33 protein-coding genes and 1 tRNA gene are annotated in these 25,359 nt (G+C 44.1%); 19 read left to right on the forward strand and 15 right to left on the reverse strand.

What is annotated here, in order from left to right; translation table 11 throughout:
- Positions 1 to 43 precede the first annotated feature (43 nt).
- Together CP947_RS09165 and CP947_RS09170 are read left to right on the forward strand one after the other, a co-directional pair.
- Positions 44 to 1,021: a radical SAM protein gene (locus tag CP947_RS09165; protein WP_096712903.1), complete on the forward strand. Its 978-nt coding sequence runs from the start codon at positions 44 to 46 to the stop codon at positions 1,019 to 1,021.
- 95 nt (positions 1,022 to 1,116) lie between these two features.
- Entirely contained in the window at positions 1,117 to 1,329 is a 213-nt protein-coding gene (locus CP947_RS09170) for a hypothetical protein (protein WP_096712904.1), read from the forward strand.
- A 3-nt stretch (positions 1,330 to 1,332) separates the two neighbouring features.
- Here CP947_RS09170 and CP947_RS09175 read toward each other — a convergent pair whose 3' ends face one another.
- Positions 1,333 to 2,313 (reverse strand): restriction endonuclease, encoded by a 981-nt coding sequence (locus CP947_RS09175; protein ID WP_181079362.1) that lies wholly within the window; start codon positions 2,311 to 2,313, stop codon positions 1,333 to 1,335.
- A gap of 321 nt (positions 2,314 to 2,634) precedes the next feature.
- Here CP947_RS09175 and trxA point away from each other — a divergent pair, with 321 nt between their 5' ends.
- Entirely contained in the window at positions 2,635 to 3,027 is a 393-nt protein-coding gene (gene trxA, locus CP947_RS09180) for a thioredoxin (protein WP_096712906.1), read from the forward strand.
- A 12-nt stretch (positions 3,028 to 3,039) separates the two neighbouring features.
- Positions 3,040 to 4,476: a methanogenesis marker 14 protein gene (locus tag CP947_RS09185; protein ID WP_096712907.1), complete on the forward strand. Its 1,437-nt coding sequence runs from the start codon at positions 3,040 to 3,042 to the stop codon at positions 4,474 to 4,476.
- A 2-nt stretch (positions 4,477 to 4,478) separates the two neighbouring features.
- On the opposite strand, the gene CP947_RS09190 is transcribed toward CP947_RS09185, so the two are convergent.
- Positions 4,479 to 5,147, reverse strand: coding sequence for a DUF166 domain-containing protein (locus CP947_RS09190; protein ID WP_096712908.1), 669 nt, complete (start codon positions 5,145 to 5,147; stop codon positions 4,479 to 4,481).
- Between the two features lie 62 nt (positions 5,148 to 5,209).
- Here CP947_RS09190 and CP947_RS10960 point away from each other — a divergent pair, with 62 nt between their 5' ends.
- A complete protein-coding gene (locus tag CP947_RS10960; RefSeq protein WP_258082620.1) occupies positions 5,210 to 5,338 on the forward strand; it encodes a hypothetical protein in 129 nt (42 codons plus the stop codon).
- Between the two features lie 9 nt (positions 5,339 to 5,347).
- A complete protein-coding gene (gene tmk / locus CP947_RS09195; RefSeq protein ID WP_096712909.1) occupies positions 5,348 to 5,947 on the forward strand; it encodes a dTMP kinase in 600 nt (199 codons plus the stop codon).
- Here tmk and CP947_RS09200 read toward each other — a convergent pair whose 3' ends face one another.
- Both CP947_RS09200 and CP947_RS09205 read right to left on the reverse strand, forming a co-directional pair.
- Positions 5,948 to 6,178 carry a hypothetical protein gene (locus CP947_RS09200; RefSeq protein ID WP_096712910.1) on the reverse strand — a complete coding sequence of 77 codons (231 nt, stop codon included), beginning with the start codon at positions 6,176 to 6,178 and terminating at the stop codon, positions 5,948 to 5,950.
- Positions 6,179 to 6,194: 16 nt separating this feature from the next.
- Positions 6,195 to 6,902 carry a HisA/HisF-related TIM barrel protein gene (locus CP947_RS09205; protein WP_096712911.1) on the reverse strand — a complete coding sequence of 236 codons (708 nt, stop codon included), beginning with the start codon at positions 6,900 to 6,902 and terminating at the stop codon, positions 6,195 to 6,197.
- A gap of 46 nt (positions 6,903 to 6,948) precedes the next feature.
- Here CP947_RS09205 and CP947_RS09210 point away from each other — a divergent pair, with 46 nt between their 5' ends.
- Both CP947_RS09210 and CP947_RS09215 read left to right on the forward strand, forming a co-directional pair.
- A complete protein-coding gene (locus CP947_RS09210) occupies positions 6,949 to 7,650 on the forward strand; it encodes a (5-formylfuran-3-yl)methyl phosphate synthase (protein WP_096712912.1) in 702 nt (233 codons plus the stop codon).
- Positions 7,651 to 7,748: 98 nt separating this feature from the next.
- Positions 7,749 to 8,426, forward strand: a complete 678-nt coding sequence (locus CP947_RS09215; protein ID WP_096712913.1) for an RNA ligase partner protein — start codon at positions 7,749 to 7,751, stop codon at positions 8,424 to 8,426.
- On the opposite strand, the gene CP947_RS09220 is transcribed toward CP947_RS09215, so the two are convergent.
- The 3 genes from CP947_RS09220 to CP947_RS09230 all read right to left on the reverse strand — a co-directional run bounded on the left by CP947_RS09220 (position 8,423) and on the right by CP947_RS09230 (position 11,085).
- Positions 8,423 to 9,262: a geranylgeranylglycerol-phosphate geranylgeranyltransferase gene (locus CP947_RS09220; RefSeq protein WP_096712914.1), complete on the reverse strand. Its 840-nt coding sequence runs from the start codon at positions 9,260 to 9,262 to the stop codon at positions 8,423 to 8,425. The genes CP947_RS09215 and CP947_RS09220 overlap by 4 nt on opposite strands.
- 15 nt (positions 9,263 to 9,277) lie before the next feature.
- Positions 9,278 to 10,195, reverse strand: coding sequence for a quinolinate synthase NadA (gene nadA, locus CP947_RS09225; protein WP_096712915.1), 918 nt, complete (start codon positions 10,193 to 10,195; stop codon positions 9,278 to 9,280).
- A 74-nt stretch (positions 10,196 to 10,269) separates the two neighbouring features.
- Positions 10,270 to 11,085, reverse strand: a complete 816-nt coding sequence (locus tag CP947_RS09230; RefSeq protein ID WP_096712916.1) for an aspartate dehydrogenase — start codon at positions 11,083 to 11,085, stop codon at positions 10,270 to 10,272.
- Between the two features lie 101 nt (positions 11,086 to 11,186).
- On the opposite strand from CP947_RS09230, the gene nadC reads away from it, so the two are divergent.
- Entirely contained in the window at positions 11,187 to 12,023 is an 837-nt protein-coding gene (gene nadC, locus CP947_RS09235) for a carboxylating nicotinate-nucleotide diphosphorylase (protein ID WP_096712917.1), read from the forward strand.
- Positions 12,024 to 12,241: 218 nt separating this feature from the next.
- Here nadC and CP947_RS09240 read toward each other — a convergent pair whose 3' ends face one another.
- Positions 12,242 to 12,514, reverse strand: a complete 273-nt coding sequence (locus tag CP947_RS09240; RefSeq protein ID WP_096712918.1) for a hypothetical protein — start codon at positions 12,512 to 12,514, stop codon at positions 12,242 to 12,244.
- A 580-nt stretch (positions 12,515 to 13,094) separates the two neighbouring features.
- On the opposite strand from CP947_RS09240, the gene CP947_RS09245 reads away from it, so the two are divergent.
- Genes CP947_RS09245 through CP947_RS09260 form a run of 6 tightly spaced genes read left to right on the forward strand, consistent with a single transcriptional unit; the run spans position 13,095 to position 16,640 of the window.
- Positions 13,095 to 14,342, forward strand: coding sequence for a COG1361 S-layer family protein (locus CP947_RS09245; protein ID WP_096712919.1), 1,248 nt, complete (start codon positions 13,095 to 13,097; stop codon positions 14,340 to 14,342).
- A gap of 20 nt (positions 14,343 to 14,362) precedes the next feature.
- Complete coding sequence (locus tag CP947_RS09250; RefSeq protein WP_096712920.1) at positions 14,363 to 15,469, forward strand: FtsZ/tubulin family protein; 1,107 nt, start codon at positions 14,363 to 14,365, stop codon at positions 15,467 to 15,469.
- 30 nt (positions 15,470 to 15,499) lie between these two features.
- The gene (locus CP947_RS11075) at positions 15,500 to 15,622 is read left to right on the forward strand and encodes a hypothetical protein (protein ID WP_308736821.1); all 123 of its coding nucleotides are present in this window, start codon (positions 15,500 to 15,502) and stop codon (positions 15,620 to 15,622) included.
- Between the two features lie 45 nt (positions 15,623 to 15,667).
- Positions 15,668 to 15,988, forward strand: coding sequence for an ATP-binding cassette domain-containing protein (locus CP947_RS11080; RefSeq protein ID WP_341539146.1), 321 nt, complete (start codon positions 15,668 to 15,670; stop codon positions 15,986 to 15,988).
- Entirely contained in the window at positions 15,966 to 16,181 is a 216-nt protein-coding gene (locus CP947_RS11085) for a P-loop NTPase family protein (RefSeq protein WP_341539145.1), read from the forward strand. The genes CP947_RS11080 and CP947_RS11085 overlap by 23 nt, the downstream gene beginning before the upstream one ends.
- A 9-nt stretch (positions 16,182 to 16,190) precedes the next feature.
- Entirely contained in the window at positions 16,191 to 16,640 is a 450-nt protein-coding gene (locus CP947_RS09260) for a PPC domain-containing DNA-binding protein (RefSeq protein ID WP_096712921.1), read from the forward strand.
- Here the strand turns inward: CP947_RS09260 and CP947_RS09265 are convergent.
- Positions 16,637 to 17,014: a transcriptional regulator gene (locus CP947_RS09265; protein ID WP_096712922.1), complete on the reverse strand. Its 378-nt coding sequence runs from the start codon at positions 17,012 to 17,014 to the stop codon at positions 16,637 to 16,639. The genes CP947_RS09260 and CP947_RS09265 overlap by 4 nt on opposite strands.
- 151 nt (positions 17,015 to 17,165) lie before the next feature.
- Between CP947_RS09265 and eno the strand changes: the two genes are divergently transcribed.
- The 4 genes from eno (at position 17,166) to CP947_RS10830 (ending at position 19,580) form a co-directional block, all read left to right on the forward strand.
- Positions 17,166 to 18,443: a phosphopyruvate hydratase gene (eno, locus tag CP947_RS09270; protein ID WP_096712923.1), complete on the forward strand. Its 1,278-nt coding sequence runs from the start codon at positions 17,166 to 17,168 to the stop codon at positions 18,441 to 18,443.
- A gap of 6 nt (positions 18,444 to 18,449) precedes the next feature.
- Positions 18,450 to 18,575, forward strand: coding sequence for a hypothetical protein (locus tag CP947_RS10965; protein ID WP_258082607.1), 126 nt, complete (start codon positions 18,450 to 18,452; stop codon positions 18,573 to 18,575).
- Between the two features lie 118 nt (positions 18,576 to 18,693).
- Positions 18,694 to 18,897, forward strand: a complete 204-nt coding sequence (locus CP947_RS10825) for a hypothetical protein (protein WP_243641508.1) — start codon at positions 18,694 to 18,696, stop codon at positions 18,895 to 18,897.
- A gap of 89 nt (positions 18,898 to 18,986) precedes the next feature.
- Positions 18,987 to 19,580: an ABC transporter permease gene (locus CP947_RS10830; RefSeq protein ID WP_243641507.1), complete on the forward strand. Its 594-nt coding sequence runs from the start codon at positions 18,987 to 18,989 to the stop codon at positions 19,578 to 19,580.
- 1 nt (position 19,581) lies between these two features.
- Here the strand turns inward: CP947_RS10830 and CP947_RS09280 are convergent, their stop codons facing one another.
- The 6 genes from CP947_RS09280 to CP947_RS10835 form a co-directional block, all read right to left on the reverse strand.
- Positions 19,582 to 22,338: a DNA-directed DNA polymerase gene (locus CP947_RS09280; protein WP_096712924.1), complete on the reverse strand. Its 2,757-nt coding sequence runs from the start codon at positions 22,336 to 22,338 to the stop codon at positions 19,582 to 19,584.
- 700 nt (positions 22,339 to 23,038) lie between these two features.
- Positions 23,039 to 23,148: transfer RNA gene (locus CP947_RS09290), tRNA-Met, on the reverse strand.
- 70 nt (positions 23,149 to 23,218) lie between these two features.
- On the reverse strand, positions 23,219 to 23,938 hold the full coding sequence (locus CP947_RS09295) for a hypothetical protein (protein ID WP_096712926.1): 720 nt from the start codon (positions 23,936 to 23,938) through the stop codon (positions 23,219 to 23,221).
- Complete coding sequence (locus tag CP947_RS09300; protein WP_096712927.1) at positions 23,935 to 24,222, reverse strand: hypothetical protein; 288 nt, start codon at positions 24,220 to 24,222, stop codon at positions 23,935 to 23,937. The genes CP947_RS09295 and CP947_RS09300 overlap by 4 nt, the downstream gene beginning before the upstream one ends.
- A gap of 173 nt (positions 24,223 to 24,395) precedes the next feature.
- Positions 24,396 to 24,950 carry a hypothetical protein gene (locus CP947_RS09305; protein ID WP_096712928.1) on the reverse strand — a complete coding sequence of 185 codons (555 nt, stop codon included), beginning with the start codon at positions 24,948 to 24,950 and terminating at the stop codon, positions 24,396 to 24,398.
- 154 nt (positions 24,951 to 25,104) lie between these two features.
- Positions 25,105 to 25,359, reverse strand: a 255-nt coding sequence (locus CP947_RS10835) for a PGF-CTERM sorting domain-containing protein (protein ID WP_143745142.1), incomplete at its 5' end; no start/stop codon positions are given.

The raw sequence follows: 25,359 nt of genomic DNA on the forward strand, positions 1-25,359 counted from the left end.
ATGGCAGAAAACTATAATTAATCTTACTACCCACCATGAGTATATGGATGCCCAGACAAAAGCCGAATTACTGGCAACAGGAAGAGTGGCAATCGATGAAAAACTACTCGGGAAAACTACTGTTTCAACTGCAGGACCGGGTGCCGGCAAAGTAGGATTCTTTTTTAGTTCCGGAGGACGCCGGGTAAAACTTGGAGCAGATGCAAAATCTCCTTTAAAAGCGATTGAAAAGGATGGAAAGATCTGTATCTACAAAGAGGATAAACTGCTTGCCTGCGGACAAATTGAGGAAGAACTGCTTCACTGTCCCGAGCAGGCGTATATTAATATGACCGAGACCTGTATATTTGACTGTAAATTCTGCCCTGTCCCAAAACTCAATGGCAGGGTCAAATCAGTTGAAGAAGTGCTGGATATGATAGAAAAAGCACATGATACGAAAAAGATGAAAGCCATATCCATCACTGCCGGGGTTGATGAGACAGTTGAAAAGGAAGTTGAACGGGCGGTTGAGGTTGTCAGAAAATGCGAAAGATACCATGTACCCATCGGGGTTTCAGTATATCCCACAATCAATTCCAACAAACTGCTAAAAGAAGCCGGCGCAGATGAGATAAAATATAATGTAGAGACCATGGACCGCCAACTGTACAGCGCACTCTGTGGTGAACAGGACCTTGATTTTATACTGGACTGCCTTTCCGAAGCTGTCCGGATGTTTGGCAAGAACAAGGTTTGTTCCAATTTCATAATCGGTCTGGGAGAGAGCGATGAAACCGCAATGGAAGGAATCCGGGAACTTGTACGAAGAGGTGTGGTTCCTATCCTGAGACCCGCAACAAGCCATCCCCTCAGAAAGAAAGAGGTTAATATAGAGAGGCCTTCAAAGGAACGTATCCTCAAACTCACCCGTTTCCTGAAAGAGGAGCTGGATCAAGCAGGGCTTGATACAAGACTGTTCAGGACAATGTGCCTGCCATGCACAGGTTGTGATCTGGGCCCTCATAGAGATCTGGGATAAAAATCAGTCGACAAATTTTGTGCTAATTATAAAATATGCCACTGTGCGATAATAAAGGAAAGTATTTATTGCAAAGGGATTCCAAGGGGTTGACTATGAGTCTGTTAGAAAAACTCTGTAACATCAATGTGGGCTATATCATAGTAGCGGGGATTGCTCTGAGTGCTCTGCTCTTTAAGTTCCTTCTCCAGTATGCTGAAGAAGGGAATCTGGTACTTGTTATATTGCTTGGTCTTGCTATTGGTTTTGTGGCCACATTAATTACCCGGGTTGTCAAGAACCAGCGCTATTTGCAACAGCTTAAATAACATTCATTCCTTTCCCAGGCCTTTCAGGAGTGCCTCCCTCCATTCAGAGGCATTTTCCACATCATATATGTGCCTGGTAATACTTTCCTTTGATTCAAGGATTGCAAGTTTATCCTTGTGCAAAATACCCTGTTTCTCAATCTCTGCCCCTGCAATGTCTTTCAACCTGATAGTTTCGGTGTTGCCTTTATCCATCATGAGAAATCTGCGGTTGGTAAGCACCATACAGCCCTTTTTTTCCTTTTCAAATTTCAGGAGGGTTTCGCCCCGCAGAAAAGAAGGACGAAACAATTCAAGATTCTCTGCAAAACTATTTGGCTCCCTGATAGAAAGGGCCAGTACCTCAGGTTTTTTCTCATCGATTACTATATAAAGCGAGTTTGTATCCTGTTTTAAACCTATAATTGAACTTGCATCTATTCTCCTGATAAGTTCTTTTTTCTTCGAGAAAAGGGTGGCAGTTATTTTTTCAAAATAGATATGTTTCTTTGTGAGTACCAGCCAGATTTTGTTCCCTTCAATTGTTGCGCTATGTCTTCCAAACACTTCCTCTCCTGTTTCAAGTACATCAACACCCCTTCCTTTCCGGTGGAAACTCTCTCCTTCATCAGGACAATAATGATTAAGCATTTCAGTAAGCAGTGGGCCTTCTATCAGCTTGAGATTGTGTTTTGCCCCTTCTTTCCTTCCTTCACCGGTAAAACTGGAAGTAGTAACAATAATTACTCCATCCACATTTTCCCTGTAGGACAGGCTGCCATATTCACGTACTTCCTTGACTCCGACGGGTCCTGAATAACGTTTGGCCTGGACAAGCCATCGATGGGAAAGACCAAAATTATCGATAGATATTTCGATATCTACACCACCATCCCTGCTTTGTTGTGTCGAGCGGGTATTATAGCCCATTTTATCAAAAAGGTGAGCTACGAGCCTTTCAAAATCATACGGGTCAATATTGAGCAGTTGATTAATTTCCCACATCAAATCATTCATCCACGGTATAGGACAGACCACATTCCGGACAGGAATATGTTACTGTTGTGGTAGCATTTTTATTTTTATTCTCTATCCTATCCATCCACGTGCCACAGGTTACACATTTCTGATCGAATATTGTGCGGTTGCTTGATTTTTCACTATCTGCTTTTGTAATGGAAACCCCTCCAGGACGGGCAATTGTTGGTTGTGCACTATTTGTGAATAACCATACAAACCTTTAAATGTATGCAGTACAATATAATTCGTAATTAATCAGAATGACAGATATAGCTTATGAAATATCTAAATGATGCGAGGGGAAGCATGGACGAACTCGAAGAAATAAGAAAGAGAAGAATGGAAGAGATTAAGACAGATCTCGAAAAGACCAACTGGCCTGCAGAAGCCATGATAATATCAGATGCCGATTTTGAAGACTTTGTAAGCCGTTATCCACTTGTTGTAGTGGACTGCTGGGCAGAATGGTGTGGTCCCTGCAAAAGGGTCGGACCGATAATAGATTCCCTTGCCGGGCAGATGCAGGGAGATGTTGTTTTTGGCAAACTTGATACGGACCAGAACCAGGTTACTGCGAGAAAATTCCAGATCACTGCAATTCCAACCCTTCTTGTGTTCAAAAATGGGCAACTTGCAGACCGAATGGTGGGTGCATTGCCACAGGTAAGCATACAGGAAAAAATTAAATCATACCTCTGAGGGACAGACCTTATGTCACACAAACCCAGGATGGCCGAGACTCCTTCCGTTAGACTGATAGACCTGAAATCAAAATCCAATTCCTATTTCATCGTGGCCTCTGTAGAGGTGGGCAATACGACCACCAAATGCATCCTTACGGCCACAGACCTCGAAAAGGGTACGACATACCATGTGGTGAAAACCGTAAGGATGACAAGGGATGTAAGACAACCAAAACCTGGAGAAAAAGTATTCGGCAAGACGCTTACAGGTGTGGAATTAAGCCGCGAATCCGTGGCAGAGCTTGTCAAGAATACGCTTCAGGAGGCTGTAAAGAAAGCCAATCTGGATATTAAAAAAGATATTCACTTCGTTGTCCGCTCCACCGGCGTGGTGGCCGGATTCGATGTACCGGAAGAAGTGGGAGAATTTATCAAAGCTCTTGCAGACGGTTGCCTTATGGCGGGTGTCCCACCCAGGAACATGACGCCTCCGATGTCCCAGGATAACATAAACCCCAGATTCAAGAAGTTCAGTAAACTCAATAAAGTTATTTTTGATGGTGCAGTTGCCAGTGTCCTTCCTCCCACAGGGGCCACAGGTGTGGAAATCGTGGCCAATGAGATGGAGGGAGAACTTGCAACCGCCGGTATAAAAGAAGGAGCTAAATGGGTGGATGTGGATTTCCGTAATCCCTGTTTATCGATGGATTTTGGAACCACACTTGACGGGCGTGTCATCAGCCCGGAGGAACCCTATGCAAAGACCATTGGCAACTTCTGTGGCTATGCCGGAGCCATTCCCGATGCTATAATCCGTGGGACCCAACTTGTGGATTTGGAACTGGGAACCGCTCTGGATGTCTTTGACGAAAGACCACCGGGCATGATTACCATGTTGTTGAAGGGGAAGAAAATAAAAGAATATGCAAACCGCTTAATGGAAAAAATATCTATCGAAAAGGTACCTGAAAATGTCACCCGTTATGGAAGTGTCCCTGTAAATCCTGCCGCTGCAGCTGAAATCGGAGTCGTGCTCATTGGATGTGACGTGGGCACCAATGGTTCAAAAATGCATGAATTAACAGAGTTGGGTGCACAGATATACAAGGAAGAGGGACTCAAGGTACTGTTCGCAGTAATCGATGAAGTGATGGCAGGTGTAATCTACCGCCTTGTGGAAGTGGCACAGAAAGAAGGAGTTGTATTTCCTGAAACTTCCATTGGAATCACCGGAAGGGCCGGCATATCAGGAGATAAACCCAAACTTATCCTTGAAAAACTGGAAACAATGGGATTGGGAGATAAAATTGAAGAAAAAGTCGTATTTGTCGATGACGGGCTAGCCAGAGGTGCAGCCGTTATGGCACGATGTATGAACTCTCTGGGAACGCCTCATAATCCCCTGGGCGGCCATACAGGTGGAAAATGCATCCTCAAGGACAGGATAAAATTGCAAAACCAGTAATTTTATTTTTCGGAGAGGGTTATTAGGGCCCTCTCCATTGCTTTTTTATGTAACTCCGCCGAATCATGAATTCCTCCCAGCTGCCCTCTGACGGCTCTGCAAGGATATTGCTGGATTAACAAACCTGCCTTTGCGGGAGCATCCTCTACTTTTGTACCGATTAGTTTTTCCGCCATTTTCCATGTGCTGCCGCATGGTGCACCCTTCCGGACCCGGACATCCGATATATAGCCGCTTTTAGTGGAGACTTCGAATTCCGGAAGACCAAAGACACTGGAATATGGTGCTGTTTCTTCCTTTTCCGCAAGAGTACAGCATACCTCATCCACCTCGATATAGATACCATATTCCGAAGATATTCTATCCAGTTCGACAAGCGGGGCCCGGGACGAGCCTCCGGGTACGATCAATGATGACACACCGGCCTGTCCGGCCAGGCGGGCAATCACCGGTGTAATATCGGGATGCAGAGAGTAAGTTATAATGGTGTCTGCATTGAATACATCCGGATTGATATCCAGTTTCTTTACAAATTCTTCCGGCTCATCCAGAAAATCGGGTAACCTGGCGGGCAGGGAGGCAGTTTTGACAGAAAAATCCGAATGTTGATGTAGCGTGTCTATCAATCTGTTGCCGTACTTACCCCTTGTAATTACTCCTATAATCGTCATACACTGGAAATGGAGAATAAGTAGTTATATTATTTACCGATAAATATTATGCAGGTGAAAATATGGATGATATAGACCAATCAAAGGTATATTTTGTATGCAATACATGCAGCTTCGTATTTCAGGCAGACCCCAACTTCATACCTATAAAATGTCCCCAATGTGGCAGTGAAGACACTGTCCGTACCTGAGAGGTATAAATGAAAGGAAAACTTGTCACCATTGAAGGGATCGACGGGTCGGGCAAGACCACCATTATGGAATACCTGAAACAAAATCCCGTTTATTCGGATATTATTTTTACACGGGAACCTACAAAAGACTGGATCGGCCAGGCTGTAATGCGGGCAATCCATTCGGACGTTGATCCCCTTGCAGAGCTCTTATTGTTTACAGCCGATCATGCAGAACACATCCGAAATACGATCAAACCTGCAATTAAAACTGGTAGAGTGATAATTTCAGACAGGTACTCAGACAGCAGAGTTGCCTACCAATCGTCTACCCTTAAAGACAGGTTAGATGAGCCGGTGGAGTGGATCAAGCAACTGCACAGGGGATGGACCGTTGTACCGGACCTTACTTTACTACTTGATATCGACCCCGAAATTGCCGTATCAAGATGTAACAGTCGTGATGCACAAACCAAGTTTGAAAAGGTGGATTTCCTTTCGGAGGTTCGCAATGTATTCCTGCAACTTGCAGAGGAGAATCCTCAACGATTTGTAATCATCGACGCATCACAGAGTTTGGACAAAGTGAAAAAGGAAGTAGATAAAGTCATCAATGGACTCGAATGATCAAAGCTCATTGGAGTCGGCAAATTCGATAAGGGCCTCTCCCAGCTGTCTTGCATATTTGGGATTGAGATTAAAACGACCCCGTTTCTGGCCTCCTCTTTCCTTTGCAATTTCCACATATTCTTTTTCATACTTTTCACTGGTTTCCAGTGAGATGGTAAGATACCACCCTCCACCCATTTTTATTTCATGATACGCTGCTTCAACATCCTCAAATGAATCTTCATCCATAGTTATCACCTGATTTTTATCGTAGTTGTTTTACTGGTATAACTTGTTTGTGCACTGCCGTTGCGACAAGTGCACCTGAAATCCCGGCGTTTTCAAGTTCTGCAATATCTGCCATATCCCGCACACCACCCCCCAGCAGAAGGGGATGACGGGATATTTTAGCAAGATGGGAAAGCATATCAATGTCCATCCCTGAAGAGGTGCCTACACGGTCCAGATCAAGGTAAATTATGTCTTTCAAGGGTAAATCATTGAGCATTTCTATTGCCCGATCAGGATTTTCAGGGATATCCGATGATTTAGACAATAGTTGACCATTTTTGCGATCAATGCTCACACTTATGCGGCCCGGATACCGGCCTGCCAGGTTCCTGATCACATCCATTGAAGCCGTTTCAGTGCCCAGCACCAGAGTATCGGCAATTCGCAGCCATTTATCCGCATCCTCCTGTCTGTCTACACCAGCGTCCAACATGACATTAGATGTGGATGAAAGGGATTTTAGTTCATCAATATTTGCTTTGTTTTCCCCTTCCCCCTGCAGGATATTGAGGTCGGCAATATAGACTTCCCGCGGACTGAGAGCTTCTATTATACCACAGGGACTGGAAGTTTCACATACCTGGCTGGATAGATGAACCGCCTGGTAGTTTTTCCGGTCACCTCCCCGGGCATGGACTGCAATACCATTATATATATCCAATACAAAGACAATTCGAAACATATTTAATATGACACTTTATTCCATCCTATAAAAAAGAGGCCATTACATGAAACTGCTGGTTAGTCCAATAAATAACGAAGAAGCAATCTCCGCCCTAAAAGGCGGTGCAGATATAATCGATGTCAAAAATCCAAAGGAAGGCTCTCTTGGTGCCAATTTCCCGGGAGTGATCAAAGAAGTAAAGGAAACTGTAGGAAACCAAAAACCCATCAGTGCCGCCCTGGGGGATTTTAACTACAAACCCGGCACCGCTGCCCTTGCTGCCTATGGTGCAGCAGCTGCAGGTGCGGATTATGTCAAAATCGGCCTGTATGATATCCAGACCGAGGAACAGGCCTATGAGATGCTTGCCGGAATTACTGAAGCTGTCAGGACAATGGACAATGTTGCGAAAGTTGTCGCATGTGCATATTCCGATTATGCGAGGATCAATTCCATCGACCCGGCCCTCTTACCGGCAATCGGTGCAAAAGCAGGAGTTGACCTGGTCATGGTTGATACGGGAGTAAAAGACGGACGTTCCACCTTCGAGTTTCTCAATGAAGCACAGCTTAAGGATTTCGTTGAGAAAGCACATGCAAATGGACTGGAGACGGCTCTGGCAGGCAGTATCAAATTCGAGGATATAGAAGCAATAAAAGCCATCAAGCCGGATATCCTGGGTGTCAGGGGTATTGTCTGTGGGGGGGATCGTAGTACATCCATCAAGCAGGAACTTGTAGAACAGCTTCGCGCCCGCCTTGGCTAATTTTTTTTATTACGCTCGTGAATCCCTGCTTGACATGCAGACAAACTTTTTTAAACAGCAGGGCTATTTCATATTATATTTTTTAGCGGGGAGGTAACATGTTGAGACAGAGGTTTATAATGGATACTACCGGGCTTACCGATATCCAGGCTCGTCAGTCACTGGGACAGGATACCATCTGCGCAGGTATGAAAGATATTCTGGACCTGATAGCCGATGCCCGGCTGCATCTCCAGATCAGCTGCTATGTCCCTTTCCCTTCTGTTTATAATGAACTTCAGGAATTTACCAATAACAATAACTGTGACCCTGAAGTAGTGGCAAAGATCGATACCTGGCTTGTCAAGAAAACCCCTGACAGGTATGAGGTACAGATTCCCTCTCGCATCTTCCACGAATACGTATCCTACATGAGGGAGAGGATCAACAAAGGCATGAATGTGGCAGAGGAAGCAATACGTGAGGCTTCCCGCGAATGTCTTATCCAGAATTCACAGGCAGAAACCAAACATATGGTGGAAAAGGATATCGATCGCGAAGTAGTGGGTCCCGTTGTGGGCAAATTCCGCAACAAATATCGCTCAGCCCTGCGTTACGGAATACTGGACAGTGCACCGGATATCGATGTGCTACTGCTGGCAAAAGAACTTGATGCAGCCGTAGTTGCCAAGGATTACGGGATTCAGAAATGGGCCGAACAATTGGGAGTGAGGTTTGTTCCCGCCGAAACATTTCCCCGGATGTTGCAGGAATATCTCAGACATACATCCCGTTAAGCACCTGCCACAAAGGCAAACAATGCCATGAACATAGCCAGTTTGAAGCGTTTGGAGGAAAGGGCCGGGTCATTTTTCAGCACTGCATAGACAGCCGCGATAAAAAGCAGGTCAGCAATACCCACCAGAGGGAGGTAGTATTCACCCAGCATGGAATTCAGGTAAGGGTAAGGACTGGCAGCAATACCTATCAGGGCAAGAACCGAAGCTACAAGCCCTGCTTTTTTTTCCCCGATGAGAAGGGGGAGAGTGGTTGCTCCTGCATTTAGGTCCCCCTCCATATCCTCGATATCCTTCACAATTTCACGTGCAATTGTAGCCAGAGTTGCAAGCAGGAATAATACCGAAAGGGCATACAATCCTTCTATCCCAAATACAGCGGCACCGAAAAGAAAAGTGGACCCTGTCAGGTAACCCACCGCAGCATTGCCAAAAAAGGGAGTAGTCTTAAGATTACGGGCATACAGGACAAGCAGGAGAGAATTGAAAAGCGCTATTAAAGCACAGACCAGATTAATGAACCAGGCAATGGTTATTCCAACAATGAAAAGGAATGCAGCGAAAAAAAGAGCCTGTTTCTTACTTACCCTTCCAGAAGGAATTGGCCTGTCAGGCCTGTTTATAGTATCAATAGCCACATCGAAATAATCATTGATGGTATTGCCGGCCCCTGTTACAAGTATTACTGCAATTCCCACACCCCCTGTCTCAAAGAATGGAAGGGCCTGAAAGGGTTGTTCAAAAATGATTCTAAAGGCAATTAACACGCCGATAACTGCGGCAAAGGCTGCCATTGCACAATTGGCAATACGCATTAATTGAAGATAAGGGTGCATGGAACTGGCCCGCCTTTATGCTCTTCCTGCTTCAAGCATGCGATCAAGGGCTTTTTTGGCCTGCGCTGTGACCTTTTCCTCTATTCTTACCTCATATTCTTCATTTTCCAGACAAGCCAGAACAGATGCAGGGTCAATGGTTTTCATATCCGGACATATAGCATATTCGGAGCAGGGGTAAAAGTGCTTATCCGGATTGTCCTTGCGCAGGCGATGGAGAAGGCCGTTTTCTGTAGCTATAATAAATTCTTTTGAACCCGAAGAGGAGCAGTGTCTTGTCATTCCTGTGGTACTGAATATGTGATCAGCTTTTTCAAGTATCTCACGCCTGCATTCCGGATGGGCCAGAATCTCAGCGTCTGCATGGGATATCTTAGATAAATGCATATCTGATTCAAGCATATGATTGTGAGTCGGACAGTAGCCATCCCATAGAATTATTTCTTTATCAGTGTTTTTGGCCACATAGTCCCCCAGGTTTTTGTCAGGAATGAACAGTACTTTCGAGCAATCCAGTGAGTTGACAACTTCCACCGCATTGGCGGAGGTACAGCATACATCACTCTCTGCTTTCACCTCTGCACTGCTGTTTACATAGGACACAACCATCGCATCAGGATGTTGTTTTTTGGCTTTCCTTACCTCATCTGCAGTAGCCATTGCCGCCATCGGACAGCGGGCAAACCTGTCGGGAATGAGGACTTTCTTGAGGGGACTCAGGATAGCAGCGCTTTGCGCCATGAAATCCACACCACAAAAAACAATGATATCAGTGGCCTGCTCGACTGCCTGACGGCTCAGGCCGAGTGAATCACCTACAAAATCAGCTATATCCTGTACATCGCCACGGCAGTAATTGTGGGCAAGGATCACCGCATTTTTTTCTTTTTTCAAGACATTAATCCTGTCTATTATAGCCTGCTTATCCTGCATATTACCACTGCAATCCCGGGATAATGAATTCCGGGCGAATACATAGATTATATAACATATAAGTTTATGCGATTTCAGGTCCCCACGTTGAAGGATTGAGTCAGTTTCTTCAAAGTAGAAATTACGGAAAGAGGAGCCAGATAACTTGTTTTTGGGTTTGTGGGAGAAGGCACGTTTTCCACTCTGGAGGTAAACCTTCCAAACTCACCTTCAACTGCGATTTCATGGATATTTCTTGTCAGGGCAGGATTGAGCACTATCCTTACCCTGGTATTATCAAATCCAATCCCTGCAAGACTTAGAGTAGCAGCCACATTCACATTTGCAGGGAATGACTGTACCGCCTCGGTTGCAGAGCCTTCAAAAAGAACAGTTCTGCCAGTTATGGAATCAATATCGATATTATTTTTAAGGACATAGGGGGCACCCCTTAATCCCTCTGGGGGTTTTTCGGTTGTCAGGGTGACTGAATGCAGAGCAGCTGCTGATGCGGATATCAGCCCATCTATTCCACAAATGGCACCAGAAGGGACGTAAATCCGGCAATTTTTTTCACGGGCTATGTTTTCGGCCATTTCAAGAAGTTGTGTGTCAACAAAGGCCCCTACACTTACTACCATGACATCACATTTTGCATGCAACGCCGCGGGAACCACTTCATAAACCGCCTGCTGGGAAGCACATTCTACCACCAGGTCTACCTCCCTGACCATTTCAACAATTTCCATGATCTGCGGGTCAAAATTTTCCAGTGAACTTTTCACCCATTCCAGGGATTCATCATGGTGGTCATATATAGCATAGAGTTCTGCTTCAATCTGGCCATTATCAATAGCCCTACAGATCTCTCCACCAATGGCACCACAACCGAAAACTCCTATTTTAAGCATAAATGAGACTCCTTTATGTTCTAGAGGGCCAGCGCATAAAAGTATTATCATTACAAAGCATATTAAAACTCCCCGAACATAAAGTAAAACTGGTGAAAAGGATGCTGAGAGAACAGATAGAGAATTTCATCCGGGAAGATCTGGGTTATCATGATATCTCATGCCAGATGGTACCGGATACTATTGCAGAAGCCGTGGTTTTTGCAAAGCAGGATTGTGTGGTTGCCGGTGTGGAGGTTGCAGAGGCCATTTTTGATTATTTTGATATCGAATATACAAGAAAGGTTGCAGACGGGGAAAAAGTCCAGAATAACGATGTGGTCTTTGAACTTAAGGCAGGAACGGTATCCTTATTACGTGCTGAAAGGTTGAGTTTGAATTTCCTGGGACACCTGAGCGGTATTGCAACCCTTACAAGAGATTGCGTGGAAGCTGTAAATCAGTGTTCTGAAGCAGTTGTGGCTGCAACCCGTAAAACAACTCCGGGAATCCGGGAGTTCGAAAAACTGGCCGTAATCGCAGGTGGAGGTGACCCACACAGGTTCAACCTCTCCGATTCCATTATGATAAAAGACAACCACAGGAATATAATGGGCCTGGAAAATGCAATCCTCAAAGCAAAGGAAATGGCAAGTTTTACCCAAAAGATAGAAGCTGAAGTTGAATCCGCAACCGATGCCATCCTGGCTGCAAGGATGGGAGTGGACATCGTTATGCTGGACAATATGTCCCCTTCAGAAATAATATCAACCGTGGAAAAGTTGCGTCACGAAGGATTAAGGAATAAGGTAATAGTAGAGGTATCGGGAGATATAAACACCGAAAACCTTGCCGAATACGCAAAAACCGGAATTGACGTAATCTCTATGGGCTCCCTGATCCATAAAGCACAATGGGCCGATCTGAGTATGGAGATGAAAGGGTATTTTATGCCATGAATTCCGTAGCCGGGTTAAGGTTTCTTCCTTTTCTTTTACCCTGTTTGCAACTCTCTTAAAATCTTTCGGCCTTAGGTGTGTGTAGAGTGGAGGGAAGTGGGAGCAAAGAGCCTCTCTCCAATCATCAGGATCGCAATCAACCATTATTTTATCTATATAAACAAAATTCATTTGTGTATTGCATTTTGGACAATTGGCAGTCATCATAATCACCCCATTCAGATTATTTCTGCATAATATTCATTATCTTGAATCCCAAACTCAACATTTGCAGGAAATGCATTAAGGCCACTATGTGCTAAAGCAACACAATCATATGCCCATCCAGATAATTCTTGAGGTAATTTACAAATTTGACCATTTTTCAAGTGAGCCAAAGGAAGATTTTCTATTGCTTCTTTGGTCTTATGCCTTACAAAAGCCACCTTTTTGACATTATATATTTGACCCTCATTACCATCACTAATATTAGGTATTTTTAATTCTGGCAATTTATCTCATTCTTCTTTAGATTCAATCATTATTACACCAATTGAAAATTGTACTCCCAGTTTAAACAAATGTTTCAACTGATGTGAAAGTAATTAACCATATAAATGACAGTCAAGCCTGTTAACCCTACACCATTTCCACTCGAACACAAAAGTGCCCGGCGTGGCAAAAATAATCCCTCTATTTTTATTCCACAAATTCCCTGATAGCGATTTCTAAACCACTCCTCTTTTCAAAATACCCAGTACCCGGCATCTTCCATGCTACGTAATGCCTCTGGCTTTTGATTCTGCCGTACCCTTAGGTACACGATTAAGGAGTGTGTGCCACTTCTGGCAGACACAAAAAGGTGATTGTTCTACACTTTCTTCTACCTTTTTTAGTGCATGCAGTATCGTAAGAATAAATACTCATGACAGAGCTCTAGTATCCGTGTACTTTTTTAGCCCAACCTTAGCAAGGTGAAAGGGATTTTAACTCGGGCTACAGTTTTATGTCATAAACTTTATATTGGTTTCCAGTAGTGTATTTAGGCAGTATTCAGATAATAAATTATGAAAAAATCATGGCGAGGGGAACATGGAATTCAAAAAAATGATCGTATGCCTGCTCTTGATAGCAGCCTTGTCCTCAGTGGCATTTGTGGGCTCTGCCTCTGCAAAAAGTGTTCTTTATGAAGGAGAGATACAAGCCGGTGACGGGTACCAGATAAACAATCATGTAATAGATGTAGCCGATGTGTTCCCTTCAAACGAATATGCATCGTTTTATGTGTATGAAAAGGACACTGAATTGATGGACAAAGGGCTGGATATTAACGACACTTTTACCTTTGAAATCGATAATGAAGAAGTTGAAGTAAAACTTCTCGATACAAAGAAAGCTACTTTAAATCTTGTCAATATACTCATTACAATTACCGATGAGGACATAATCAATACAAAGGGAGTTGTCGATGGTGGTCATGAAAAGGCGGAATTTTCCGGTACACCCATTATAGAAATTACCAAAAGTGCAAGTTCAAATACCATACAAGCAGGTGATTCAGTAACCGTTACTGTCAGCGCAGAAAACAAAGGGGATGACGAGGCAACTGATCTCAGATTTTCCAACAACCTCCCCGAGAAATTCATCCTGGAGGAAACTTTCGTAAGCCAATCCGGCAAGATGTCCCTGAGCATTGGGGAATCTCAGCAAATTTTTGTCTACCGCATCAAATCGACAGAACCCGGCACATTTACACTCAAACCTACTACTGCAACCTTTTCTAACAATGCAGGAGTTGATTTCCCGCAGGCAAGTTCCAATACTCCTACAATCACAGTGGAAGGCGAACCCGCAGCCATGGCAGATGTGGAAGTCTCGGCAGAGCTTCAGGAACCTGTTATACCGCGGGGCGAGAGTACTGAAGTAACTTTACTCATAAGAAATAACGGTGAAGGGGGTGCTGAAGCAGTTTCCGTGGACATCCAGCTTCCCGATGGACTTGAGTATGAAAGCGGGGACAGTGAGATCGAGATTATCAGTGGTACCCCCACAATATACCTGCAAACCCTGGGAGTGCAACAGGAAAAGGAATTCACTTTCAACGTCAAAGCAGAGGAAATGGGAAGTTATCCGGTAACAGCCTCCTATTCCTACATCAGTACTGAGGACCCTGAAGCAGAAAAAGTAAACAGTGAAACAACAACAAATGCACTGGAAGTCACAAAAGGCAAATACGATGTGATCTTCGAGCAGCCGCTATATGTATATATCGTGCCTGTAGTCATTATCCTTGGGGCAGCAGCATGGATATATTACCGCCGCCAACAATACCGCTTTTAAATATCACCTGGAGGAATTAATTGCTCAATATACTTATGGTCGGAAACGGACAGTGTGGCAACCGTATTCTGGACTCTATAAACAGGCAGGCATTCGGCTCCAAAAGTCGATTTGCCAAATTCTACGCAAAACAACAGTATAAAAGTAATGTACAAACCCTTGCCATAAATACTGCCGTAAACGACCTCAAGGAAATGAAATATACCAAGGCAAAGGATCGAATCCATATACCTCACCTGCATGGAGTTGGTGCAAACCGAAATGTGGGAAGGAAAGTTTTTGATGAAAATAAATCCCAGATTATGCGCAACCTCGATGAGAGAGGCAGTTTCGATATTGCTTTTGTAATAACTTCTGCCTCCGGAGGTACAGGATCATCTTTTACTCCTTCCCTGATCCGGGAATTGAAAGAACAAAATGATTATCCTGTATATGCAGTAGTTGTCCTCCCCTTCAGGGAAGAAGGGACACTGTACCTGCAAAACGCTGCATTTGCCCTCAGGGATATAAGGGGAAGTGGAGTTGACGGGATAATCCTTGCAGATAACCAGTACCTCAAACAGATGGGCGGGGATGTGGAATCTGCCTATGATTCCATAAATGAGATGATTGCAAAAAGGCTGCTCTTCCTGCTGGATTCCCTGGACAGCGAGATGATGATGGTCACAGACCTCGGTGATTTCAAGACTGTTATGAGTGGGGGAGCCGGGATTGCAACAATTGGTTACTACGAAGCAGACGGGGAAGTACCTATCAGAACAGCCATACAAAAGGCTGTATCCCCAAGCGGATTACTGTTTAATACCAATGTTTACGAGGAAGCAAGCAGGTCCATGATAATCATCAAAGGTGACAAGAGTTCCCTGAGCATCGATGAAATCTCTACGGAAGTTGAGAAACTTTCTGATTCAGTAGGCCATGTTTTCAAAGGAATAATTGTCCGCAAAGGTGAATATCCCCGGGTACTGTCTGTCCTTACCCTTGAATCCGCTTCCGAGCTGGAAGAACTCTATCATCTTGCAGTCGGTGCTATCAATACCGAAAAAGAGAAAAAGGAACGAGTCCAGGAAGATAAGGAAGTCGATAAAGCATTCTCCCAGATAGAAGGGCTGGAACCGCAGTACTGACATGATGTGCAATGTTTCCAGGAAAGGACATTGTCACAAGCAGACAATGTAATCGAAATCCGCGGATTGGAAAAAGTCTATGGAGATGGTGTCGAGGTGAAGGCGCTTGATGGACTGGACCTTGATGTAAAAAAGGAGAAATCCTTTCCATAGTTACCCTTCCGGATCCGACAAAAGTACCTTCGTACCTTGCTCCACATGATAGATATTCTGGACACGCCCACAAAAGGCACTATCCTGATTGATGGCCAGGATATCACCAGCATGGATGACCGGCAGCGATCCAGTGCACGAAACGAATTGCTTGGCTTTATATTCCAGTACCATCATCTTTTACCTGACTTCACCGCACTGGAAAACGTCATGATGCCTCTTTTGATAGCCGGCAAGAAAAAGGATGAAGCTACCAGAGAAGCTGAAAAACTGCTCAATGAAGTTGGACTTAAAGACCGTCTGCATCATTTTCCAGACCAGCTTTCAGGGAGACAAAACCAGCGTGTCGCCGTGGGCACTTGCTAACCAGCCAAAGATCATTATCGGGGACGAACCTACAGGGAATCTGGATAGCCATTCCAGTGACAAGGTCTACGAACTTTTAAAGAAACTGAACCGAGAATTTGACCAGACATTCATCCTGGTGACCCATGATGAAAACATGGCCCGCAAAACTGACAGAATCGTCAGGATCGTAGATGGCAAAATTACTGAATAAGGGAATAACATGGAATACAGAGAAGGAAAAGTAGGAAGAGTATTTGTCCTCAGGGTAGATGACGGTGAAGACATACTGGAAAGTATAACCGCCCTTGCAGAAGAAAAAACTATAGAAAAGGCATTTCTTTTCATGCTGGGAGCATGCAGAAATTCAAATCTGGTCACCGGCCCACTCAAAGATATGATTCCTCCGGAGCCCATATGGAATTCATTTGTGGACCCGCATGAAATAATCGGTATTGGTAACATAATGCTTGAGAACAAAAAACCCGTAGTTCACCTCCATACCGGTCTGGGCAGAGACGGTAAAGCCAGTATTGGATGCATGCGAGAACACAATGAAGCCTTCATGGTAACGGAAATCCTTCTTCTTGAAATCGACGGGATGGATGTTTTGCGCAAATTTGACAGTACAAGAGGATTTGCCCCTATCAATTTCGGGGAAAAAGAGAATTAAATGCATATCTGTTTTAGCCTATTGAGCGCCTGGGATTTACACTCTATTTCGGCCGATATGTCATTTTCCAGATTTCTCATGAATGTATCAAAGGTTAATTTTAATTTGTAGTAACGCCGGGGCCTGCCCCGATCCTTTGATAACTTCTGATCCCAGGACTCCACTATACCTTTTTCACATAGAGGTTTCATGGCAACACTTACTTCAGGCTGTCTCAGGCCGGTGAGATTTTCAATCTGGCTTGATGTAAGCGAATCGCCATCAATAAGGCAGGTCATAGCTAGAGCTTCTATCCGGGAGAGGGAGAGGTTTTGAAGTAGGCCTGCAATTTCCCTCTTGCTGGAATCAAGCTGTATGAAAGCAGCATCATTCATAAAGGAAGAAAAATGGCTCCATTAATATATATTTTATGAATGTATTATAGGAAAGGATGTACAAAGCATTAGCAACAAGGATTTCAGGGACAAGAATATTATATATACAGTAATTCCCTATTCAGTAAACAAAGTCCAAGGCGGAATTATCATGAGTTACAGGGCAGAAGAAGCAGGATACCGGATAGAAAAGATTCATGCAAGAGAGATATTGGACTCCAGGGGAAATCCCACAGTGGAGGTTGATGTGTTCACGCCAAAGGGTTTTGGCAGGGCCAGTGTCCCTTCAGGAGCTTCCACAGGAACAAATGAAGCCATTGAAATGCGGGATAAGGAGGATGAACGCTACAATGGTAAAGGTGTCCTCGATGCCGTGGACAATGTCAATACAACAATAGCCGGGGAATTGACGGGTTATGATGTACGCAGCCAGAGAGAGATCGATGGGTTAATGATTGCCCTTGACGGAACCGACAACAAGATAACTTTCGGTGCAAATGCCATCCTGGGTGTTTCAATGGCTGTTGCCAATGCAGCTGCGGATTCGCTCAATATGCCCCTGTACAGGTATCTTGGAGGATCGAATTCCTTTGCACTCCCCGTTCCCACAATGAACGTCCTCAACGGCGGCAAACATGCAGGCAATGGTCTTGCAATCCAGGAATTCATGATCCAGCCCAAAGGGACTGATACTTATTCAAATGCCCTGCAGATGGGAAGCGAGACCTATCATACCCTGGGAAAGGTCCTGGAAGACAAATATGGTGCTTCTGCAACCAATGTGGGATATGAGGGAGGATATGCTCCACCCATTGACCAGACCGTGGATGCCCTGGATGCTCTGGTAAGTGGCATCGAAGAAGCAGGATATACCGAGTCAGAGGTTACCATCGGGATGGACGCTGCTGCCTCCGAATTTTTCGATGGGGATAACTACAATATCGACGGGACCACCATGACCGGAGCAGAACTTACCGACTTCTATGTCGACCTGATTGACACATATCCTATAGTAATGATTGAGGATCCTTTCCATGAGGAAGCCTTTGAGGATTTTGCAAACCTCACCAATGAAGCCTGGGAAACCATTATTGTGGGAGATGACCTGTTTGTCACAAATGTATCAAGACTTGCCAAAGGTATCGAGATGGAAGCTGCAAATGCTCTTCTGCTCAAGGTAAACCAGATCGGTACTCTTTCTGAGGCTTTTGATGCTGCAAGCATGGCATTCCGCAGCGGCTATAATGTAGTGGTAAGCCACAGGTCTGCAGAAACCGAGGATACAATGATTGCAGATATTTCAGTGGCAATCGGAGCGGATCTCATCAAGACCGGAGCTCCGGCCAGAGGGGAAAGAACTGCCAAGTACAACCAGCTTTTGCGTATTGAAGAAAACCTGGGAGATGCTGCACGTTATGTGCAGCTCTGAAACTTTATGTTCGAATTCAGGATTGCACGCAGGCATATCGCTTCAGAACAACGAAATACATTCTTTTCCATTCTTGCTGTAGTGTTCATTGTAGTCCTCATGTCCCTTATGACCGGATTTACCGTGAACTGATAGAAAAGACAGTGGAAAACTCTCCTCATATAGTGGGTGTATCCTGCAGAAGACAAGGATGCAGGCATACATCTCTATGATCATTATAAGTCTGTAATCGTAAGTACACCTACCGTTATTGCTTTCTGCATTCCTTGAAAAACAGGCCGTGATTACATACCGGGACAATTCCGCAGGAATCAACATATTCGGAGTGGATCCTCCGGATGAAAATAAAGTGATGCATCTTAAACCCGATATCGTTGAGGGAAATCATGAAGAGCTTTCCGGAAGTGGTAAAGGTATCCTTATAGGGGATGACCCGATGAGTGGGTACAGATAACCTCCCCTCAAGCAGGCGAGCTTTCCCTGAAAGTTATCGGGATTTTTGACAGCGGTACCGGCCGGGATAAAAGTGATGCCTATGCAAGAATGGAAACCCTGCAGGATTTTTATGATGAGAAGGGAACAATTACTGCAATATCCATGCATGTCACAGATCCGTATAATGCAAAGACAACCACTTTAGAAATTGAAAAAGAAACAGGTCTGAAGGCTGATAGCTGGATTGAGATCAACAGTCAACTCCTGGATCTACTCAATACCCAGAAGGTAATTGTGTGGCTTTACTATATCCTGATCTATATAACTGCCGGATTTGATATTGCCAATACACTGATCAATATTCTCATGGACAAGAAAAGTGAGATCGGAATGCTCATGGCAATGGATACTTCCAGGAAAAGCATCACTAAAATATTCCTGATAGAATCCACAATCCTGGGAGCTTTCGGCCTGCTGCTGGGTCTTGTATTGGAATATTTTACAGCTTTAGCAATTGGATCCCACGAAATAGAATTGCCTGCTGAAACGTATCTGGTACTTACATGTATGCCCATGAAAATTGCGGCAATGAATTTCTTTTATGCCACCATTTTTGCTTTTACAATAAATATGATCGCCGGGGTCTATCCGGCAACAAAAGCATCAAAACTGAATCCCGTGGAAGCTATAGAAAGTATATGATTCAGAAATCAAGAAGGGAACTCTGGTTGCCGCTTTCTGGAAGTTTTTCCTTTTCAGGTTCCCTTACTTCGGCATTCATCTGACATCCTTTGTCAGCAGGTTTGGATTTTGCAAAATCAAAAAGCCCTTTTTGCCTGGAGTCATGATCCAGGGTTGCCATATTCACACCGAATACTGAAAGGATACGTTCCACCGGCGGAAGGAGCTGTTTCTGTATATAGTAATCAACATCCAGAGCTAGGTTGTGCTGCCTGACATACTCAGGGTCTTCCGCACGATTTACAAAAAGATCCTTCCCCGCAACTATCACAAAGGGAATCCTCTCTCCGATGGAAGGACGCATTCCGGTACGCCGCTCTATTTTCTCCACCACGGTGAGATGGGGTTGCTTGTTCTTGTAACTGGAAGGACTCTTGGAAAATGTCTTTGTCAGCACCAGGTCATCAATAATACCAGAGTCACGGGAGACATCCAGATTGCGTACCCTGTCCACAGTAGTTTTCACATGTTCCACTGCCTTTTCGACATTACCTTCTTTCAGGACATATTCCAGTACCTGGTTTAACATATTGGATGTAAGCTCACACCAGTCACGCCTGACGGTTTCCAGGCCCTTGACCTTGATTTTATCCTCCCAGCCATCCCCCACAGGTTCAAAAAGCCATTGTGCATAGCGTTTCTTCGCTACAAGCAGGACACGCCTGGCAGTGGCTTCGAACTCCAGTTCCATGGGATCCGGCAGGGATGCGGTTACCAAGGAAGCAACTTTGCTGCCAACCCGGGCAGATTCCTCAAGGGTTAGGTCATCAGGAGACATTTCCCTGTTATCCCTGTCCATGCAATGCACAAAAACACTGTCCGTATCTCCGTAAACAATGGAAAGGTTAACTTTTTTGTCATCAGGTCTAATCTCGCCTGCTTCATCCCTGAAATAGACCTCGTCATTCCTGAGAATCACACTGCCTATCTGGCTGCAGACAATCTCCTCTGTGCGGGCGATATTTTCTCTGCCAATACTTGTTACTGAACCGGCCATTCCCAGACTGTACAGACGAGCCCGGGCATAACCGGAATATCCATAAAAACTGTTGAGCAGGATTTTCAGGGCAAGCTGGGTGGCATCAAGAACACGGTGTTGATTTTCATCCCGGGTCTTTTTCATTATTTGCTTGGTCTCACTGCGCCTTCTCAAAAGTTCCTCGAGTACCGAGGGTACGATGCCTTTGTATAGATGGGGTTTGACAAATTTATCCCCGGTAGGAGAGACTATAAGGTCATCTGCTTGTAAATTGGTGTTTTCCACAACGGTAGTATAGCAGAGATTGTGGGCCATTATAATGGTGGGATAAAGTGACTTATAATCCAGCACAAGAACATTTTCATGTAACCCCTTATGAGGCTCAAGAACTGCACCTCCTTTAAGATTCTCATTCAGCTTCCTTCTTTGCTGGGATGTATGTTCATCGGGTTTGGATGACATGACCCTGTTCTGCTTGCCATATTCACTCAGGAGCAACTGTTCGACCATATTGGTCTGGCCACCGCTTATAACGTCCTGAAGCAGAGTGCCGCTTACCTGGGATACCGCTATATGTTTATCGAGTAATTTTAGTTGCAGGAGCAGCTCCAGGGCAAGCTCGGAGTCACGTCTGGCGTAATTAATGAATTCATAGAGTTTGGTGCCATCATCTTCCCAATATTCTTCCATGTCCTGAGGGGAAACATCCAGTTTTTCCTTGTCGAGCAATTCATGAGAGACATTCCTGAGTGTATAGCGTTTCAGGCTGAATTCCTGCCTGATCAGGGGCAAAACATCGACAACGGCCCTGCCGGTGATATCAACCATTGTGCGAGTGCCTATTTTCCTGTAACCCAGGCTCCTGCCGTCCCTGCCCACATCGGATTTGATCCTGTGGCCGTTTTTGCTAAGAATGGATACACGGTCGGTAATATAGGGAATATCAAAATCATTGCTGTTGTAGCCGGTCACTACGTCGGGATCATATTCCCTGAAGATCTCAAAAAACCGGGACAACATGGAAGCTTCATCCTGACAGGCTTCCACATCAGTGTCCACGCCATCAGCTGGTTTGGCTATCAGGACTATGGTTTCTTTGCCCTGATAGGCCGGTGCAAAGGAGATACTGATCATTATCACGGGAGAGGTTTCAGGAGTGGGCATATTGCCATCCACTGGTAAACACTCGATGTCAAAGGCCAGATGTCTCAGAGGGGCAGGTTCCTTTCTTTCAAATTCTTCCACGTCCTCACTGCTGCAGGTTATATTGCAGAGAGGAAGGTCCTGCAGGGCAGTCTGAGGAGTCAACCGCATCCAGCCCATCCCATGCAGGCCCCTGTCAATCAGAAAGCGATTCCTGAATAGGATGTCTGCCTCGTAGATCTCTTTTACAGCAGGCATGGCGGCTATATCATCCCTGATCTCCGGCACGTTACCCGGATCATGGGTGATTATCTTTAACATGCGGGTGGGTGTGGTCTGGTAGCCTACCGGTTCAAATCTCTCAACCTCATCAATGGCTTTTACCTGCTCGAACTTTTGCTTTATATCAGATGCAACCTGTTCCAGATCTGCATTACAATTTACATAAAAATAAGGTTCAAAGCCGGGTACCTGACAGCATATACTTTTACCTTCTGAAGAACGCCCAAACAGGCGGATTACAGGAGAGTTGTCCTGTCTGAAGTAGTCGGCATCTATGAGCTGGAACTCTAATTGATCAGGTAGGTTTGTGGTCATGGTTTTCACTGTGAAAGATGATTGATTATGGGTTGCTGTATGAGATTTCTTATTTATAACTTAAACCCCGTGACATATCTACAAAAGCCAAAGTGTTTGGAATTCATACCAAACAACCCTCACGCAAAATATTTTAGTATGTTGATGCAAAGCCACAATTTAATCCTGCGATGGAAGACCGCAATCATAGTTGAATATGATTTACTTTTCAGTTGTCTTTGTAACGCTCTTTTTTCTCCTGAATGCAAGTTTTTCAACTTCCTTTACATCCAGTCCCGTATCGATGTGCCACCTCGGACTGTAGATTCCATTACCGGGGCTTTGCTATCTTCGTTCATGATTTTTTCCCTTTCATTGTTTGAGTTTATGCACTGTGCTGCTATGATTATCCGTACTGCGGTGCCCAACTTCCTAGTTAATGTTAGCAGATTTATCAAAAAAACTAATCAAGTAATAAGCTAAGACAGATGCTTAATTATACTCTCAAACCCACTAACATTTTTCGTTTTGCTCTATAAATAGAATCTCATAATTTCAAATGGTGTTGATATCTTAGTCTTGATGGATGATAGAATGTGAGCCAAATGATATGTAAGTGGTTATACGATGTGAGAATGAGTCAGAGATCCAAACAACAGATAATTTCTGTGCCTCTAAGTTCTATTTAGCAAAAAAGGGAACTAAAAATGAGAAAGTAAAGTGCCCGGAGCGTGACTCGAACACGCGGCCTCCAGATGTCTCAGGAGACATGGGAGCACCCAATCGTTTACCCTATGAGTCTGGCGCCCCAACCAACTAGGCTATCCGGGCCTGGTAGCACATACAGAAGGTAAAAGTGATATTAAAAAGTATCGATTAAAATAGCATTACCGATTGTAACTTATTCAAATTTCGAAAGGAGATATGTATCAACCCATTGTGGTAGTTCATTTTCATCTTTGATCCAGATCTTTCCATCTATATCTTTTTCCACAATCAAAACAGAAGTATCATTTGAGTTATCAAATACATATGCTCTTCTGCATAATTTTAATGCATCAAACAAAAAGTTATTTGATCGCTTATATCTATCTTTTATCTTATGATCAGGGACGTTATGTTGTCCTTTTTGAACACGTTCATTCACTCGTCCCTGGTTGATTGCAATGTCTGATGTACTTACAAAATAAAGATACAATTTCCAACCTTTTTGTCTGGCCCGTTCCATGAATTCAATTTTAGATTCATGTGAAAATACTGTTTCAAATGAAAACAAGTTGATATCCAGATCTATTAGTTTATCTCTAATAAAATCTGCTATCAAAGACCCCATATAGGAATTGTTGATATTATTAATAAGACAATTATTCTCAAATTTGATATCTTTAATGTCAATTTTACTTATTGGGAACAGGGTTGAATTTAAAAGATGCTCTTGGAATTCAGATATATCCGTTTGTATTCCAAGATTTTCAAAATTAATAATGTTTTGAGTATTAAGTTTGTCAGGATCAATATGTAATTGTGGATTTATTAATTTCGGGTCATCTTCAATAAATTGTTGGACCAGGGTGGATTTACCTGATCCATTTGGTCCCGCAAATATTCGAATCCGCTTCATAGTTTATACATACGTTTTTTGGGGACAACGAATGCGTTTTCTAGTGTTTTGATCACTTCGATTCTACCATCCGGATGTTTCCTGACAATAGCATTACCCTGTTGGATTGTAATAGCCCTGCCATTTTTAAGAGCATCATTTGCTGCACGGGTTGTTGCCTTTCGTGCCATTTGTTCAATGTGTTCAGATTGTCTGTCATCTGACAGGCTATTACTACATGCTGATGTGCCGATTTGTTCACTGACTTTAGATTGAACATTTGGTGGTTCGGTTATTTTTGACATGTAAATTCCTCATTGCTCTGGTATATTCTAATATATCGTTGAGCGCTTAAGTAAGTTTGTTTTATTGAGTTTTCTGAAAAATCATGTTGTTGATTGAATAAGTTTGTGCCATTTACGCCCTATCCCTAACATGAATCCCAAAATAAAAAAAGAAGATGGGGAAAAACTCCCCATCAGTAACCTGTGGCCTCTGCAAAGGTAAGCAGCAGGTTGGGATCAGAAGTAGTGCCCCTGACCTGGATTACCATGCTGTCATTGTTCCAGACATAGGCATAACGTGGCACGTCCTCGCCGCCCTCGGTCACATGCCAGATGATGCGTGTGGCAAAGTGGTCATTGATGGAGTGCTCGGTGAACCTCTCTCCCTGTGCCATTGGATTAAATTCGTTTTTGTAGTCGTTGACCAGGGTTTGGGCAGCCTCCGTGTCAGTGCATTCAATGGCGCTGATTTGCACTTCCACACTATCCCCGTTTTTGTAGATACCCTGCGTGGCTTCAACTACCGTATCTTCACTGCCCACACCGTCCAGCACACTTCCAGAGTCCAGCTGGCGCTCACCTATCATCTCAAATCCTGCCGGCACTTCATCAAGTGACACTGCATCTGAAACAGACCCGATCTCAGGATTATCGATTTCTTCACCAGTACTGCCTGTATCGGTACATCCCGACACTGCAAGCATTATCATTGTAATGGCCAAAAGCAATGCTACTATTCTCATTTTCATAAAAGATCCCTTTTCCAAAGTGGATGGATTGTAATTTAGATTCAGATATTTAAAAGTAATCCGCAATGAGCAGATCAAAAAAAGAATAAAACACAAACCAAAAAAAAGAAAAGAGAAGTAGAAGGGATTAGTCCCTTCTATCATTCAAGTCTGCTTAGTTTCTCCTTACGAGGTAGGCAACTGCCAGAAGTCCAGCGATTGCGAAGACTGCTTCAAATCCAGGGATTCCTGGTTCTTCAGTTTCGTTGGTTGCTGGTTCCTCAGGCTCGGTTGGCTCGGTTGGCTCGGTTGGCTCGGTTGGCTCGGTTGGCTCGGTTGGCTCAGTTACGTTCTCAGTTTCGTTGTCCTTTGGCTCGGTTGGCTCGGTTGGCTCGGTTGGCTCGGTTGGCTCAGCTGGTTCTTCGCCTTC

Source organism: Methanohalophilus euhalobius, from assembly GCF_900215215.1.
GTDB lineage: Archaea > Halobacteriota > Methanosarcinia > Methanosarcinales > Methanosarcinaceae > Methanohalophilus > Methanohalophilus euhalobius.